This is a genomic window from Promicromonospora xylanilytica, from assembly GCF_054782895.1.
Genome location: NZ_BAAGRP010000004.1, coordinates 60,915 through 76,552, shown reverse-complemented (window position 1 = coordinate 76,552; position 15,638 = coordinate 60,915). Strand labels below are relative to the sequence as shown.

At 72.7% G+C, this 15,638-nt stretch carries 11 protein-coding genes and 1 riboswitch; of the genes, 8 read left to right on the top strand and 3 right to left on the bottom strand.

The annotated features are described in order from the left end of the window. The 3 genes from ACYVK7_RS05285 to ACYVK7_RS05275 all read left to right on the top strand — a co-directional run bounded on the left by ACYVK7_RS05285 (position 1) and on the right by ACYVK7_RS05275 (position 8,709). Positions 1 to 1,323, top strand: coding sequence for a cytochrome P450 (locus ACYVK7_RS05285; protein ID WP_460886633.1), 1,323 nt, complete (start codon positions 1 to 3; stop codon positions 1,321 to 1,323). 77 nt (positions 1,324 to 1,400) lie between these two features. Next, positions 1,401 to 1,832 (top strand): DUF6098 family protein, encoded by a 432-nt coding sequence (locus ACYVK7_RS05280; protein WP_460886632.1) that lies wholly within the window; start codon positions 1,401 to 1,403, stop codon positions 1,830 to 1,832. 67 nt (positions 1,833 to 1,899) lie between these two features. Beyond that, positions 1,900 to 8,709, top strand: a complete 6,810-nt coding sequence (locus ACYVK7_RS05275) for a DUF2341 domain-containing protein (protein WP_460886631.1) — start codon at positions 1,900 to 1,902, stop codon at positions 8,707 to 8,709. A 66-nt stretch (positions 8,710 to 8,775) separates the two neighbouring features. On the opposite strand, the gene ACYVK7_RS05270 is transcribed toward ACYVK7_RS05275, so the two are convergent. Continuing rightward, positions 8,776 to 9,987: an MFS transporter gene (locus tag ACYVK7_RS05270; RefSeq protein ID WP_460886630.1), complete on the bottom strand. Its 1,212-nt coding sequence runs from the start codon at positions 9,985 to 9,987 to the stop codon at positions 8,776 to 8,778. Between the two features lie 58 nt (positions 9,988 to 10,045). Here ACYVK7_RS05270 and ACYVK7_RS05265 point away from each other — a divergent pair, with 58 nt between their 5' ends. Further along, positions 10,046 to 10,594, top strand: coding sequence for a TetR/AcrR family transcriptional regulator (locus tag ACYVK7_RS05265; protein ID WP_460886629.1), 549 nt, complete (start codon positions 10,046 to 10,048; stop codon positions 10,592 to 10,594). Between the two features lie 51 nt (positions 10,595 to 10,645). Then, the gene (locus tag ACYVK7_RS05260) at positions 10,646 to 11,740 is read left to right on the top strand and encodes an NAD(P)-binding domain-containing protein (protein ID WP_460886937.1); all 1,095 of its coding nucleotides are present in this window, start codon (positions 10,646 to 10,648) and stop codon (positions 11,738 to 11,740) included. Positions 11,741 to 11,797: 57 nt separating this feature from the next. Here ACYVK7_RS05260 and ACYVK7_RS05255 read toward each other — a convergent pair whose 3' ends face one another. Both ACYVK7_RS05255 and ACYVK7_RS05250 read right to left on the bottom strand, forming a co-directional pair. Then, entirely contained in the window at positions 11,798 to 12,025 is a 228-nt protein-coding gene (locus tag ACYVK7_RS05255) for a ferredoxin (protein ID WP_460886628.1), read from the bottom strand. Positions 12,026 to 12,037: 12 nt separating this feature from the next. After that, positions 12,038 to 13,081, bottom strand: coding sequence for a fatty acid desaturase family protein (locus ACYVK7_RS05250; RefSeq protein WP_460886627.1), 1,044 nt, complete (start codon positions 13,079 to 13,081; stop codon positions 12,038 to 12,040). Between the two features lie 91 nt (positions 13,082 to 13,172). Continuing rightward, positions 13,173 to 13,236: riboswitch (guanidine-III (ykkC-III) riboswitch) on the top strand. Between the two features lie 11 nt (positions 13,237 to 13,247). On the opposite strand from ACYVK7_RS05250, the gene ACYVK7_RS05245 reads away from it, so the two are divergent. The 3 genes from ACYVK7_RS05245 (at position 13,248) to ACYVK7_RS05235 (ending at position 15,555) form a co-directional block, all read left to right on the top strand. Beyond that, the gene (locus tag ACYVK7_RS05245) at positions 13,248 to 13,562 is read left to right on the top strand and encodes a DMT family transporter (protein ID WP_460886626.1); all 315 of its coding nucleotides are present in this window, start codon (positions 13,248 to 13,250) and stop codon (positions 13,560 to 13,562) included. A gap of 123 nt (positions 13,563 to 13,685) precedes the next feature. Further along, the gene (locus ACYVK7_RS05240; protein WP_460886625.1) at positions 13,686 to 14,582 is read left to right on the top strand and encodes an alpha/beta fold hydrolase; all 897 of its coding nucleotides are present in this window, start codon (positions 13,686 to 13,688) and stop codon (positions 14,580 to 14,582) included. A gap of 49 nt (positions 14,583 to 14,631) precedes the next feature. Then, positions 14,632 to 15,555 (top strand): alpha/beta fold hydrolase, encoded by a 924-nt coding sequence (locus tag ACYVK7_RS05235; RefSeq protein ID WP_460886624.1) that lies wholly within the window; start codon positions 14,632 to 14,634, stop codon positions 15,553 to 15,555. Positions 15,556 to 15,638: the final 83 nt, after the last annotated feature.

Genomic DNA, 15,638 nt, shown 5'->3' with positions numbered 1-15,638 from the left:
ATGAGCCCCACGCCCGTCGACCTGACCGTCGGCGAGACGACGCGTGTACTGGGCCGGGTGCTCGCACCGCTGGTGGCCCAGGGCGCGATCGTGCGCCGCCCGCGGGCCACGGCCTGGGCCGAGCGGCGCCAGACCGACCGCACGGCGCGCGCCGTCCTGGGCGGCCTGCGCGAGCGGCACGGGGGAGCGCCGCTCGTCGCGCGGGTCGGGCCACGCCGCATCGTCGTGGTCACCGAGCCGGAGGACGTGCGCCGCCTGCTCGAGGGCTCGCCCGAACCGTTCACCCCGGCCACCCGGGAGAAGTACGCCGCCCTCGCGCACTTCCAGCCCGAGGGTGTGCTGATCTCCTCCACGGCCGAGCGCTGGCACCGCCGCCCGTTCAACGAGAAGGTGCTCCAGACCGAGCAGCCCGTGCACGACGACGGCGCAGCCGTGGTCGAGGCCGTACGCCGCGGCGCGGCGGAGCTGACCGAGCAGCTGGCCTCGACCGGACGACTCGACGCCCGGTCCTTCACCGACGCGTGGTGGGGCATCGTCCTCGAGGTCGTGCTCGGCACGAAGGCCCGCGGGGACCGCGAGCTCGTGGCCGTGCTCGACGCGCTGCGCCGCGACGCGAACTGGGCCTGGCTGCGCCCGCGCAGGTCCCGGCTCCGTGAGGAGCTGGAGGCCCGCATCTCGTCCTATGTCCTGGCCCCCGAGGCCGGCTGCCTCGCCGCCGTGGCCCACCGGTGCGGCCCCGCCACCGCCGTCGGCCAGGTGCCGCACTGGCTCTTCGCGTTCGACGCCGCCGGCGCGGCGACCCTGCGGGCGCTCGCGATGGCAGCGGCCCGGCCGGGGGTGCGGGAGCGGCTGCTCGTGGAGGCGGAGCCGGCCGGGCCCGGCGGCACGCGACCGGCCGTCCTGCCGTACGCGCGGGCATGCGTGCTGGAGTCCTTGCGCCTGTGGCCGACGACGCTGGTCGTGCTGCGCGACTCCACCGGCCCGACGGAATGGGGCGACCGGACCCTGCCCGCTCGTACCGGCTTCGCGATCGTCAGCTCGTTCTTCCACCGTGACCCGGCCCGGCTGCCGCACGCGGACGCGTTCGTGCCCGAGGCCTGGCTGGACGGCCGCAACGCCGCGGACTGGGGCCTGATCCCGTTCAGCGGCGGGCCTGTCGCGTGCCCGGGGCGCAACCTCGTGCTGCTCGTGGCCTCCCACCTGCTCACGCGCCTGGTCGCGCAGGACCTGCGGGTCGCACGGGGCCGCTATCTGGCGCGCGACCCCCTGCCCGCGACGATGGACCACCTGGGCCTGCGCTTCCGTGCCGCGGGCGCGGCCTGAGCTTCGACGGGAACGACGGTGGAGACGGTGCAGACGGAGACGGTGCAGACGGAGACGGTGCAGAGAGGAGGCCCGTGATGGAGGAGTCCGGGATGCTGCCCGGCGTGCCGCACCTGCGCTCGATCGCCGACCTGGCGCAGCTCGTCGCGGCGGTCTCGCCGCTCTACGTGCGGTTCAGCGCGGGTCCCGTGGCCGACGCGGCCGCCGTGAGCCGGGACCACGAGAGCGGGTGCCTGCTCCCGGGGCTCAGCGTGAACCCGCTGACGCCCGAGCCGTGGTGGGACCGCGAGGTCGAGCACTGGCTGGCGCGGCAGCTGTGGCAGTACGCGCACCTGCAGTCGCCGGAGCGCTACCCGTGGGCGCTCACCGGAGAGATCGCGGGCCGGGGACCGGACTGCGAGCCGCTGCTGGTCGGGACCACCGCCGTCGCCTCGATCGACCGGTCCGTGGTGGACGAGGCGGCGACGACGTACGCCCGCGTGTTCCGCACGGGGGCGGACGGAAGGTGATGGATTGTTCACCGTGCCGTCATGTGCCGGCCGGTGGGTATTAAACGCCGGCGGATGAACTCGCGACATGCCTCGACATGTCCTAGTACGTCCACGTCTGCTGGCGCCTGTCGCCGCGGCGCTCGGCGTCGCCCTTGCCCTCGGATCGGGCCTGCCCGCCGCCCAGGCGGCCGACCCGCTGCCCGGGATCGACGGGGAGGGGTCGCCACGTGACCCGTACCAGATCGACTCCGCCGACGACCTGCGCACCGTCGCCGGCGCGATCAACGGAGACCCGGGTGCGTACGGGGGGTCGGCCTACCGGCTGACCGCCGACATCGACTTCGGCGGGGGAACGTTCGGGGGCATCAACACGTTCACCGGCACGCTCGAGGGCGCCGGCCATGCGATCAGCGATCTCGAGCTCGTGCGCGACGCCTCGGCGGGCGGCGAGGCGGACCGGCTCGGCCTGATCCGCAGCCTGGAGGGCGGCACGGTCCGGAACCTGACGCTCGACGGCGTCCGGGCCGACGCCGGGGCCAGCAGCGGCTGGATCGGCGCGGTGGCCGTCGTGGCGACCAACGCCACCCTGACCGGCAACGCGGTGACCGACGCGGAGCTCGTCGCGAACAGCGCCGAGAAGGTGGGCGGCATCGTCGCCCAGCTGCACAACGGCACCATCGCGGACAGCCTCGTGACCGGTTCCCTGAGCGCGGGCGAGATGCCCGGCGGCATCGCGGCCTACGTCAACCAGGACTCGCAGGTGCGGAACAACCTGGTGGCGGCCGACCTGACGATGGTGGTCCCGGGCGGGCCGAACGGTACGCGCGGCAACAACGCCGGGCTGATCGCCGGCTACCCCGGCTCGCCCAACGGCAGCACCTTCGCGGGCAACGTCGCGCTGTCCGGCTCGATCGCCTACTCGGGCAAGGTCGACGGCTTCGTCGGCCGCGTCATCGGGTTCACCGAGTACGGCGGCTGGACCGCCGAGGACAACCTCGCCAACGGCGCCATCACCATCAGCGGGGACATCGTTGCAGGGCCGGGCACCAAGAACCAGCACGGCACGGACGCCACGGCCGAGGAGCTGGCGCGGCAGGAGACCTACGACGCGCTCGGCTGGGACTTCACCAACGCCTGGCGCTGGGACGACGCGCTGGGTCACCCCGTGCCGCGGTACACCACCACCCTGTTCGGCAGCGGCACGGCGGAGCAGCCCTACGAGATCGGCTCGGCCGAGGACCTGGAGCTGCTCACCGCGCAGCTCAACGACGGCAACGCGCGCTACACCGGCGCCAGGCACTTCGTGCTGACCGCCGACCTCGACTTCGCCGGCCGCGAGCCGTTCGGCGGCATCAACCGGTTCGAGGGTGTCCTCGACGGTGCCGGGCACTCGATCAGCGACCTGGTCTACGCCCCGCAGGAGAGCGCGGGCGGCGAGGCCGACCGGCTCGGCCTGGTCCGGCAGCTCGCCGGCGGCACCATCCGCGGCCTCACCCTGGAGGGCGTCACGGCCGACGGCGGCACCCGCGGCGGGTTCGTGGCCGGTCTCGCCGTCGTCGCCACGAACGCGACGCTGGCCGGCAACACCGTCGTCGACGCCGAGCTGACCGCGACCAGCGCGGAGAAGGTGGCCGGCCTGGTCGCCGAGCTGCGCGGCGGCAGCGTCACCGACAACTGGGTCCAGGGCTCCATGAGCGCCCACAAGATGCCCGCCGGCCTCGTCGCCTACTCGAACAACGCCGTGACCGTGCGCAACAACCTCGCCGAGGTGGACCTCACGGTCGCCGCCGACGGAGGGGCGGCGGGCACCCGCGGCATCGACGCGGCGCACGTCGTGGCCTACCCCGGCAACCCGAGCGCCGGGAGCTCGTTCACCGGCAACGTCGCCCTGTCCGGATCGATCGACTACACCGGCAAGGTCGACGGCTTCGCGGGCCGCGTGGTCGGCTACACCGGCTACGACGGCTGGACCGCGCAGGACAACCTCGCGAACGCCGAGATCACCGTCGGCGGCGAGACGGTGTCCGGCCCGGGCACCCGGAACCAGCACGGCACCGACACGACGCCCGACGTGCTCGCCCAGCAGGCCACCTACGTGGCCCGCGGCTGGGACTTCGTCGAGAAGTGGCGGTTCGACGCCGAGCTCGGCCACCCGGTGCCCAAGTACGTCTCGGCCGCCGAGGCGCCGAACCGGATCACCACCACGTTCTACGGCGACCCGGGCACGCAGCGCGCGTTCACCTGGTACTCGACGCTGGACACGGACAGCGCCGTCGCGGTGCTGAGCACCGACCGCGAGTTCCCCGAGGGCTCCGCCACGCTCGAGATCGAGGCGCAGCGCGAGGAGAGCGAGGACGGCGAGACGTTCTACCGCGCGATCGCCCGCGAGCTGCGGCCGGGCACCACCTACTACTACCGCGTCGGTGACGCCGCCGAGCAGGTCTGGAGCGCCACCGGCACGTTCGTCACGGCCGCCGGCGGCGACGAGGACTTCACGTTCGTCGACCTGACCGACACCCAGTCGCAGAACCTGGCCGAGGCCGAGCTCTCCGCGCAGACCATCGCCAAGGCGCTGAAGCACGTGCCGGAGGCCGAGTTCGTCGTGCACAACGGCGACCTGGTCGAGGACGGCAGCAGGGAGCAGGACTGGAAGGACCTGCTCGACTCCGCCCGTCCGAGCCTGCTGGGCACGACGCTCGCGCCGGCGTCCGGCAACCACGACCGGCACACCAACGCGTTCGCCGACCACTTCACGCTGGAGGGCCCGCAGGAGCAGGACCGGTCCGACGGCGTGTACTACTCGTACACGTACAACCAGGCGCACTTCATGGTGCTCAACACCAACGAGGGCGGGTCGGAGGGCATCTCGAAGGAGCAGCTCGACTGGCTCAAGGCCGACGCTGAGGCGGCCCGCGCCGCGGGCGCCAGGTGGCTCGTGCTGGCCATGCACAAGGGCACGTACACGACGGCGACCCACCTGGACGACGAGGACGTGATGGCGATGCGCCGCACCCTCGTGCCGGTGATCGACGAGCTGGGCATCGACCTGGTGCTGCAGGGGCACGACCACGTGATGAGCCGGTCCAAGGTCCTGGCCGCCGACCCCGACGGGGTGGAGGGCGCGCGCGCCGTCGAGACGACGAAGATCACCGAGGTCCGTCACGGCAAGCGCATCGAGTACGCCGTGGATCCCGAGGGCACCATCTACTTCCTGCCGAACACCGCCGGCGCGAAGCACTACACGCAGGCCACCAACCCGCAGGGTGTCGACCTCGAGCCCTACCTGCGGCTGTTCGACCGCACCGGCGAGCAGGCGGGCGAGAACTTCACGGCCGTCGACGTCACGGCCGACCGCCTCACGGTGAACGTCTACGACATCCGGGACCGCGGCGTCCCGCGCCTGTTCGAGGGCTTCGGCATCGACCGCGAGCTGTCCCCGGTCGGGGTGCGGATCGACGAGCTGCCGGCGGCCGACGACGTGACGCTCGCCGACGCCGACGCGGTGGCCGCGGTACGCGCCGCCGTGGACGGGCTCACCGAGGCGCAGCGGGGCGCTCTGACGGGGCTGCCCCGGCTGGAGGCCGTCGAGCGCCGTCTGCGCGAGCTGGCCGGCCTGGTCTCGACCGACGGCAAGACGGTCGCCTGGGCCGACCCGGACGCGACGGCCCGCCAGGCGGTCACCGTCCGCAACGACACGCGGTCCGACTTCACGGGTACGCCGGTGCAGCTCCGCATCCCGTCGGCACCCGACGTCGAGCGGGACGAGCTGTCGTTCTTCGCCGCCGACGGTGCGCCCCTGCCGTTCGAGGTGGAGACCTGGTCGCCGGGGGCGACGTCGACGGTGTGGGTCCGCGTGCCGCGCCTGGCCGCCGGCTCGGCGCAGCAGGTGTGGGCCTACTTCGGGGGTTCGGCCCCGGCCAACGACCCGACGGCCGTCTGGGGCGAGGACTACACCCTCGTCGAGCACTTCGGCGGCGCCACCGCGAGCGGTGAACGGCGCACCGACTCCACGGGGCAGCACGCCGGCCTCGTGGTGGGCGACGACCTCGCCGCCGACACGTCGGAGCGGGGCACGGGCCAGGCACGGTTCGCGGGCTCGCGCCTGCAGTACCCGGGCGACGTGGGCGGTCACCACGACCGCATAGCGATCAGCGGCGTCTACTCGCTCACCGAGGAGGACCTGGCCGAGCTCGGCTCGCCCGCGGCGGTGATCGCCAAGGAGAGCGCCGCCGGGCGGCCCACCTTCTGGCAGGGGGTCCGGCCCGACGGGCCACAGGTCGGCACCCGGCTGGCCGGCAACAGCTTCGAGTTCGGCGACGTCGACCTGAACCACCGGTTCGGCTTCCCGGCCGACGGCGACCCGCACCTGGTCACGCAGACGTACGACGGCATGACGTACTCCGTGTTCGTCGACGGCCGGGAGGTGCACAGCCAGATGGTCGAGTACCGCAGCACGTTCTCCGACCCCGCGGTGCAGACGACGATCGGTGACGTCCACACCGAGGACGGGAGCCTCCGGGCACCGTTCCACGGCCTGGTCGACGAGGTGCAGATCGCGGGTGTGGCGTTCACCCCGGACTTCGAGGCCTTCCGGTTCGCCAACCTGTTCGGCGACGCCGTGACCTACGGCGAGCGCGTCGAGCGGGCCGACGAGCCCGTGACCCTGATCGTGGGCACGCCGCACGCGGGCAGCACGCTCGAGGCCGGCCTGGTCGACGTGACGGGGTCGGTCACCCGCAGCGCGGTGCTCACCGCCGAGGTGGCGGGCAAGAAGGTGCACACCGAGCGGGTCGACGCCGGGCCGTTCACGGTGCGCGTGCCCGTGAACGAGATCGGCGAGCAGACGCTCACGGTGCGCGCCGCCGCCGTCGGCGGGCCGAGGGACACGGCGGAGCCGGCCGAGGTGGCGGTCACCGTCGAGGACACGGTCGCGCCCGCCGCGCCGGAGGTGGGCGACGACGCCTCGTCCGCCTCCGACGAGGGCGTCACCCTGTCCGCCACGCCGCGCACCGAGGACCGGGAGCGGGTCGAGGCCACCTTCTACGCGGGCCCGACCATCCCGCTCGACGACTCGAACGTCGTGGTACGCAGCGGGAGCACCCCCGACCGGGTGCCTGACGCGCTCACGCCCGCCAGCGGGAAGGCCGCCGGTGAGCTGCTGCCGACCACGGTGGGCGAGAACGAGAACCCGTTCCAGGTCTACGAGATCTCCCTGACGGCCGAGCAGGCCGCGCAGGACGAGTTCCACCTGACCTGGTCGGGTGCCGGCGACGACCGCACCGTCTCCGCCCACGTGTACGACCACGCGGCGGGCCGGTGGCTGCTCAAGGACTCGCGGTCGGACGCCGACGGCGCCGCGGTCGCGCTGGACGTGACCGCCCGCGCCGACGAGAACGTCGTCGCCGACGGCAAGCTGCACCTGCTCGTCTGGCGGGGTCTGACGGCCCTGCCGGAGGGCGAGGGCCGGGACATCGAGGCGCTGCCGACGGTCGACCGGTACGACTGGGCGTTCGACCACGTGCCGGACTCCCAGCTCTACGCGCAGGCCACGCCGGACCTCATGACGCACCAGTTCGAGTACGTCGCGGACGTGGCGCAGGAGCGCAAGACCGAGCTGGTCATCCAGGCCGGTGACTGGGTCAACCGCGAGTACCTCTCGCAGGAGTACCAGTGGGTGAACGCGGAGCCGTCGGCCAGGGCGCTGGAGGACGCCGGCCTGCCGTACCTGATCTCGTGGGGCAACCACGACTACCAGAACAACCGCAACGGCCGCGTCATGCTGCCCAAGTACTTCCCGATGGAGCGGTTCGAGAAGAGCCTGGAGGGCAGCCCCTGGCGGTTCGGGGGCAGCGACAACATCGACAACTACTACTACACGGCCGAGATCGACGGGGCGCGGCTGCTGCTCCTGACGGTCGGGTTCTTCTCCGCGGACAACACGGACGACCCCGGGCTGGCGTGGGCGAGAGACGTCATCGAGTCGCACCCCGACCACTCGGTGATCCTCGCCAACCACAACTCTGTGAACCAGGGCGTGAACGCCTGGTCGAACGCCCACGTGACGCGGGAGCTGGTCGACCCCCACCCGAACGTCAAGCTGGTGCTGGGCGGCCACGTCGCGGGCACCGGCGTCGCGTCGCGGGAGACCGCGGGCGGCAACCGCGCGTACGGCGTGCTGACCGACTACCAGTCACGCGTCTACGGCGGGCAGGAGTACCTCAAGCACATCAGCGTCGACACCGAGAACGACCTGATGTACTTCAACACCTGGTCGCCGCTGCTGGAGAAGGCCACGTCCGACGGCAACTGGCACCACGAGGTGCCGGAGGGCGCGATCCCCGGCTTCCACGGCGGAGACACGGAGAACTTCGCGCTGGAGATCGACCTCGGCGGCACCACCACCCGGACCCTCGCGGCGGAGTCGCTCACCGTGGCGGCCGGGCCGAGGGAGCAGGTCGGCGAGCCGCAGACCGCGGTGGGTGCCGAGACCATGTCCGTGCGGCTGGACGGGGTGGAGGGCGGCGTGCAGCACGAGTGGTACGTCGAGCTCCGCGACCCCGCCGGCCACGTGACCCGGAGCGCCGTCAGCACGTTCACGCTGCCCGAGGGGCCGGCGGTGCCCGCATGGGACGCCGGCGCCGTGTACACGGCGGGTGACGAGGTGACCTACCAGGGTGCGCGCTGGCAGGCGTCCTGGTGGGCGCAGGGTCAGGAGCCGGGCGACCCGCACGGAGCCTGGCAGGAGATCGCCGAGACCGCCGACGGCACCGCCGTCTGGACCCCGACACGGATCTTCGACGCCGGTGACCAGGTGGAGCACGACGGCCGGCGGTACGAGGCCATGTGGTGGACCCGCAACCAGGAGCCGGGCACCCCGTTCGGCCCCTGGCACTGACCCAGCCCTCGCTGAGTGCGGGATCTTCGCCCGTCGACGACCGTCGGCAGGGCGAAGATCCCGCACTCAACGAGGCTGGGGAGAGGGGCGGTTTTTCAGGACTGCTGACAGGAGCACTACCAGCAGGCCGGCTGTCGGCACCACCAGGAGGCCGTAGCGCAGGCCGGTCGCGTCGGCGACCATGCCGACCAGCGGCGGCGAGGCGAGGAATCCCAGCCGCATCAGCCACGACACGATGGTCAGGCCGGTACCGGCCCGCAGACCGGGCAGCTCGTCCGCCTCGTGCATGGCGGCGGGCACCAGGGTCGCGCTGCCCAGACCGACCGCCGCGAAGCCGAGGATCGTGCCGGGCACGGTCGGGACGGCCAGTGCCAGCCCCATGCCGACCGCGATGATCACGCCGCCGCCCCGCGCGACCGTCCGCTGACCGAACCGGTCCACCATGCGGTCGCCGAGCATCCGCCCCACGAACTGCGCGCCGACGAGCGCGACGAACCCCGTGGCGGCCAGCGCGGCGGGAGCGCCGAGCGAGCTGGACAGGTACAGGGTCGCCCAGGAGCTGCCCGCGTCCTCCACGAGGGCGCCGCCGATGGCGATCAGCACCAGCGCGGCGACGATCGCGACGGTGCGCGGGCTCACGGCGGCGCCGCGCACGCCCGCCGACGCCGGCCCGGTCCCGTCGTCCGCGTCGCCGTCGCGCCCCGGGAGGCGGAACCGCAGCGCCACGAGCGCGACGATCGCGAAGACCGTCGTCGAGATGCCCAGGTGCACGCCGATGGGCAGCCCGATCGCGATCGCCCCGGCGGCCATGGATCCGCCCAGCACGGCGCCGACGGACCAGACGGCGTGGAAGCCGTTGATGATCGACCGGCCGTACCGGCGCTGCACCCGGAGGCCGTGGGCGTTCTGCGCGACGTCGGTGAGCGCGTCCGTCGCACCGCCGACGAGGAGCGCGAGCACCAGGAGGCCGAACGACGGCGCGAGACCCGCGGCGAGCACGCCCAGGCCGGTCAGGATGGTGCCGGCCACCGCCGCCTGGGCGGAGCCGAGCCTGCGGACCATGAAGCCGGCGCCCAGCCCCGCGACGATCGCCCCGGCCGGGTACGCGGCGACGGCCAGGCCGTAGACCGTGTTGTCCAGGTCGAGGGCCGCCTTGATCTCCGGGTAGCGCGGGACCAGGTTGGCGAACAGGGCGCCGTTCGTCAGGAACATGGCGGCGACGGCGGCGCGGGCGCGCCGGTCGGCGGGTTGCGGGCCGGGGCCCGGGAGAAGAGGCATGCGTCGAGCCTACCCATCCAGCGTACGGTCGTACACAACGCCCGCTATGGTGGCCCTCATGACCGTACGTCGATACGACCCGGACCGCCGGGACCGAATCATCGACGCCTGCCTCGACCTCATCGCGGAGACCGGGGTGGCGGGCGTCTCGCACCGCAAGGTGGCGGCCGTCGCCGACGTGCCGCTCGGCTCGATGACCTACCACTTCGCCGGGATGGACGAGCTGCTGCGGGAGGCGTTCGGGCGGTTCTCGCGGAGCGTGAGCGACGGGTTCGAGCAGCGCATGAGCGAGGCCACCGACCTGGCGGGTGCGCGCGCCGCCGTGGTCGAGATCATCACGCAGGACGTGTTCGGCACCCAGCGCGACCTCGTGCTGACGCACGAGCTGTACACGCTGGCCGCCCGTGAGCCGGCGTACCGCGAGCTGACCAACGCGTGGATGGCGCGGTCCCGCGCGGCCCTCGAGCGGCACTTCGACCCGGTCACCGCCCGGATGCTGGACGCCCTGATCGAGGGCCTGACGATCCACCGCGCCCTGGACACGGAGGCGCCGCGCCGGGAGACGGTGACGGAGGCGGTGCGCCGGATCACGGCGATCACACTGTAGGACGGGCCGGAACATTCGCGCGGGAGCGGTGTTGTCTCCGGTGTGAGCGACGTGATTCGACCGGCCTCCGTGGTCGTGGTGGGGGCGGGGCAGGCCGGGTTGTCGGCGGCCTACCATCTGCAGCGTCGGGGGTTCGTGAGCGCCGTGGATCACCCGGACGCGGAGCGCACCTTCGTGGTGCTGGACGCCAACCCGGCTCCGGGCGGCGCCTGGCAGCACCGGTGGGAGTCGTTGCGGATGGCCACGGTCAACGGCATCTTCGACCTCCCCGGGCTGTCGCAGCCCGCCGTCGACACGACGGAGCCCAGCCGCGCCGCCGTCCCGCGCTACTTCGCGGGCTACGAGCGGGCGTTCGCGCTGCCGATCCTCCGCCCGGTCCGGGTGGTGGCGGTGCACCGGGCGGACGACGACCCCGACGGCGACCTCGTCGTGACCACCGACCGCGGCTCCTGGACCACGGGCGCCCTCATCAACGCGACCGGCACCTGGACCAACCCGGTGCTGCCGCGCTACCCGGGGCAGGAGACGTTCGTCGGCCGCCAGCTCCACACGCGCGACTACGTGCGGGCCGAGGACTTCGCGGGGCAGCGCGTGGCGGTCGTCGGCGGTGGGATCTCCGCGGTCCAGCTCCTGGAGGAGATCTCCCGCGTGGCGACCACCCGGTGGTACACCCGCCGGGAGCCGGTCTTCCGCGAGGACGGGTTCCAGCCCGAGACGGCGGGCCGCGAGACCATCGCCAAGGTCATGGCCGACGTCGCGGCGGGCCGGCCCACGGGGAGCGTCGTCTCGTACACGGGGCTGGCCTGGACGCCGTACGCCCTCGCAGCGAAGCAGCGTGGAGCCCTGGACCGGCGGCCGATGTTCACCGCGATCGAGCCCATGGGCGTCCGCGAGGCGGACGGCACCTTCACCCCGGTCGACACGATCCTGTGGGCCACGGGGTTCAAGGCCGACCTGGCGCATCTCGACCCGCTGCGCCTGCGGGGCGACCTGGGTGGCATCGCGATGGACGGCACCCGGGCGGCCACGGAACCGCGGGTCCACCTCATCGGGTTCGGGCCGTCGCAGTCCACGGTCGGCGCCAACCGCGCGGGCCGGGAGGCGGCCGCCGCGCTGGTGCGCCGGCTCCGGGTGCCCGTGGCCTGACGGCCCAGCCCGGTGCGGCCCCGGCCCGGCCCGGCGCGGCCCGCGTGACGAGCCGGCTCAGGGTGACGCGGGTGCGGGAAGGCCCTCGTCCTTCTCGATGTGGATCGTCGCCGACGGGCACTGCTCCTCGGCGGCGCGTACCGCCGCCCACTCCGACTGGGGCGGGTTCTCGTCGATGATGCTGACGAACCCGCCGTTCTCCTCGAGGTTCGCGAAGACGCGCGGCGCCGTGCGGCTGCAGTTGCCGGAGGCGATGCACGTGTCCGGGTTGACGGTCGGCCTCATCGGTCCTCCAGGTCAGCCGCGGTACCGGCGTACCAGCGGGCAGGTGTAGGGGTCGCGGTTCTTCAGCCCCACCTGGTTGAGGTAGGTGATGATCGTCCGGAACGCTCCGGTGAGCGAGGTCTCCGTGTAGGGGATGCCGTGGTCGGCGCAGTACGAGCGGACCAGCCGCTGCACGGCAGGCAGGTTCGGGCGCGGTGCCATCGGGAACAGGTGGTGCTCCACCTGGTACTCCAGGCCGCCCATGAAGAAGTGCACCAGCGGTCCGCCGCGGACGTTGCGCGACATGTGGACCTGCCGGCGCAGGAAGTCGAGCTCGGTGTCGTGGGGGACCGTGGGCATGCCGATGTGGTTCGGGGAGAACGCGCCGCCCAGCAGGAAGCCGAACACCGCGACCTGCACGGCGGCGAAGGCGACGGCCATCTCTGGCGGAAGCACGACGAACAGGAACGCCAGGTAACCGAGAACACGGACGCCCACGAAGAGGATCTCGGTCCACCGGTGCGGGACGTCCTTGCCGGTGAGGATGGTCCGGACCGAGGCGACGTGCAGGGAGAACCCCTCGAAGAGGAGCAGCGGCAGGAAGTAGAAGCCCTGGTACCTCGCCAGCCGTGCGGCGAGCCCGGTGCGCTCGTCGGTGCTGTCGGGCGTGAAGGACAGCACCGTGGACCGGATGTCCGGGTCCTCTCGCTCCTTGTTCGGGTTCGCATGGTGCCGGCCGTGCTTGTCCACCCACCAGCCGTAGCTGAGCCCGTTGAACAGCCCCGCGATGACCCGGGACGTCCACTCGTTCCAGCTCTTGGAGGCGAACATCTGCTGGTGGGCCGCCTCGTGCCCGAGGAAGGCGAGCTGTGCCATCGCCACGCCGAGCAGGGCCGCCAGCAGGAGCTGGTACCAGGTGTCGCCCAGCAAGGCCACGCCGACCAGGATCCCGGCCGCGACCAGGGCCCAGAACAGCATCATCGTCCAGTAGAAGCCGTAGCGACGGCGCATCAGGCCCGCGTCGTTGGCCTCGGTCGTCAGTTGATGAAAGGCCTCCACGTAGTGATTTCCCAGCATCGGCACCTCTCGAAACCCGGCCAGCAGCTTTCGGTTTCGATGCTAACCAAGGTGCGGGTGCCTCGCCGGTCCGTCCTGTGCGAACATGGACGCAGAGCCTGAAGGGGTTCCCGGACGAGGGTTGCCGTACCCGGTGCGCGACAAGACGGCAACTAAGGAGCACACCATGTCCTGGATCGTCCTTGTCGTCTCCGGCCTCCTCGAGGCCGTCTGGGCCACGGCCCTCAGCCGTTCGGACGGGTTCCACAATCCCGGCCCGAGCATCGTCTTCGGCGTCGCCCTCGTCGCGAGCATGGGCGGCCTCGCCTACGCGCTGCGCGACCTGCCGGTGGGCACCGCCTACGCCGTCTGGGTGGGCATCGGCGCGGCCACGACCGTCATCTGGGCCATGGCCACCGGCGCCGAGCCGGTCTCCGTGGTCCGGATGCTGCTGATCGCCGGCCTCATCGGCTGCGTGATCGGGCTCAAGCTGACGCACTGACCGGGGCCACGACCCGGACCGTGTCGGTGGTGAGCACCTCGGCGGGCGGCCCGGCGTCCATGATCTCCTTCGACCGCGAGTGAACTCGGGCGAGCGGCTCGATCCCGCACGACAATGGATCGGGTGACCGATACAGACACCTGGTCGCCGACCACGTTCGTGCGCAACGGCGACGTCGACCTCGCCTACGACCGCTTCGGGGAGCCGGGCGGTGTCCCGCTCCTGCTCATGATGGGCCTCGCGATCTCCCGGTTCTGGTGGCCGGACGGTTTCTGCAGGGCGCTCGCGGACCAGGGGTTCGACGTGGTGCGGTACGACCAACGTGACACCGGCGCCTCGACCCGGTTCAGCGAGACCGTGCGGCGCGGACCGTTGAGCATGCTGCTCGGGCCCGCCCGGCCCAGCTACACCTCCGAGGACCTGGCCGACGACGCCGTGGCGGTGCTCGACGCCGTCGGCTGGGACCGTGCGGTGGTGTTCGGGCACTCCCTGGGCGGTGTCGCAGCGCAGCGGGTCGCGCTGCGTCACCCGGACCGTGTGCTCGCGCTCGTGTCGTGCGACGCCCCGCCGAGCGACGCCGTCGGCCTTCGCGCGCTCCGCTACCTCAGGTTCGGCCTGGTCGCGCGCAACGTGACGATGCGTCATCCCGAGGGCCGCGACGGCGACATCGCCGCGTCCCTGGCCATCGCGAAGGGGATGGCGTCCCCGGCGAACCCGTGCGACGAGGCAGCGGCCCGGGAACGGATAGAACGCGGGCTGGAGAGCGGGCCGCGGGACATGGCCGGGATCGGCCGCCAGCTGCACGCGAGATGGCGCGGGCCGCGGCTGCGCGAGGTCCAGGCGCCGACCCTGGTGCTGCAGGGCGAGGACGACCCGCTCATCCGGACCTCGGCGGCGCGCGCCGTGGCGCGCGAGATCCGCGGGGCGAAGCTGGTGGTCCTGGACGGTATCGGCCACGACCTGCCGGCGGTCGCCTGGCCGGCGATCGCGGAGCACGTCCGGAACCTGGTGACGTCCTGAGCGGCTGTGCTGCCGCGAGCGCAGGCCGCACTGAGGAACAATGGCCCGGATGACGGACAACACCGCGTGGTCGCCGACCGCCTATGCGCGCAACCGCGACGTCGAGATCGCCTATGACCGGTTCGGCGAGCCAGGGGGCGTACCACTGCTGCTCGTGATGGGCCTGGCGATGTCCCGGTTCTGGTGGCCGGACGGGTTGTGCCAGGCGCTCGCGGACCAGGGGTTCGACGTGGTCCGCTACGACCAGCGCGACGCGGGCGAGTCCACCCGGTTCGGTCGGGTCGAACGGCGCAGCCAGTGGGCGGCCCTGCTCCGCGGGAGCACCGTGGCCTACACGTCGGAGGACATGGTCGACGACGGCGTCGCCGTGCTGGATGCCGTCGGCTGGGAGCGTGCTGTCGTCTTCGGGGCCTCGATGGGCGGGGTGGTGGCGCAGCGCCTCGCGCTCCGCCACCCCGACCGTGTCCTCGCCGTCGTCTCGAACGGGGCGCCGCCAAGCGATGCCTCAGGCCTCGGCGTGCTGCGCTACCTGCGTTTTCGGCTGCTCGCGAAGTTCGCCACGATGAGGTTCCCCGAGGGGCAGGAAGGGGACATCGCCGCGTCCCTCGCCGTCGCGAGGGGAATCGCGTCACCGGCGAGCCCTTTCGACGAGGACGAGGCCCGTGCGCGGATCGAACGGGAGCTCGGGAGCGGGCCACGGGACAGCGACGCGCAGAGCCGTCAGATCGGTGCCAAGTGGCACGGGCCTCGGCTGCGCGACGTCCGTGTGCCGGTGCTGGCTCTGCACGGCAAGGACGACCCCATCATCAGGACCTCGGCCGCTCGCGCTGTGGCGCGCGAGATCCCGGGTGCGAGGGTGCTGGTCCTGCCTGGCGTCGGACACGACCTGCCGTCCGTCGCCTGGAGGACGGTCGCTGCCGAGGTCCGGGCCCTGATCGCGGACGAGGCCCGCCGGGGCCGGCGCGCCGGATAGCCGGTCTCTGACGGATCCAGGACGGGCCGGCAGCGGTTGCGACACGTCACACAGGGCGGATATGCCTGAGTGATGCGTGACTC

What these genes read in the sequence shown, in the direction of transcription:
- ACYVK7_RS05275 (WP_460886631.1), top strand. Translation starts at nt 1,900, where the DNA reads ATGCCTCGACATGTCCTAGTACGTCCACGTCTGCTGGCGCCTGTCGCC.
- ACYVK7_RS05235 (WP_460886624.1), top strand. Translation starts at nt 14,632, where the DNA reads ATGACGGACAACACCGCGTGGTCGCCGACCGCCTATGCGCGCAACCGC.
- ACYVK7_RS05270 (WP_460886630.1), bottom strand. Translation starts at nt 9,987, where the DNA reads ATGCCTCTTCTCCCGGGCCCCGGCCCGCAACCCGCCGACCGGCGCGCC.
- ACYVK7_RS05280 (WP_460886632.1), top strand. Translation starts at nt 1,401, where the DNA reads ATGGAGGAGTCCGGGATGCTGCCCGGCGTGCCGCACCTGCGCTCGATC.
- ACYVK7_RS05285 (WP_460886633.1), top strand. Translation starts at nt 1, where the DNA reads ATGAGCCCCACGCCCGTCGACCTGACCGTCGGCGAGACGACGCGTGTA.
- ACYVK7_RS05255 (WP_460886628.1), bottom strand. Translation starts at nt 12,025, where the DNA reads ATGAGGCCGACCGTCAACCCGGACACGTGCATCGCCTCCGGCAACTGC.
- ACYVK7_RS05245 (WP_460886626.1), top strand. Translation starts at nt 13,248, where the DNA reads ATGTCCTGGATCGTCCTTGTCGTCTCCGGCCTCCTCGAGGCCGTCTGG.
- ACYVK7_RS05265 (WP_460886629.1), top strand. Translation starts at nt 10,046, where the DNA reads ATGACCGTACGTCGATACGACCCGGACCGCCGGGACCGAATCATCGAC.
- ACYVK7_RS05250 (WP_460886627.1), bottom strand. Translation starts at nt 13,081, where the DNA reads ATGCTGGGAAATCACTACGTGGAGGCCTTTCATCAACTGACGACCGAG.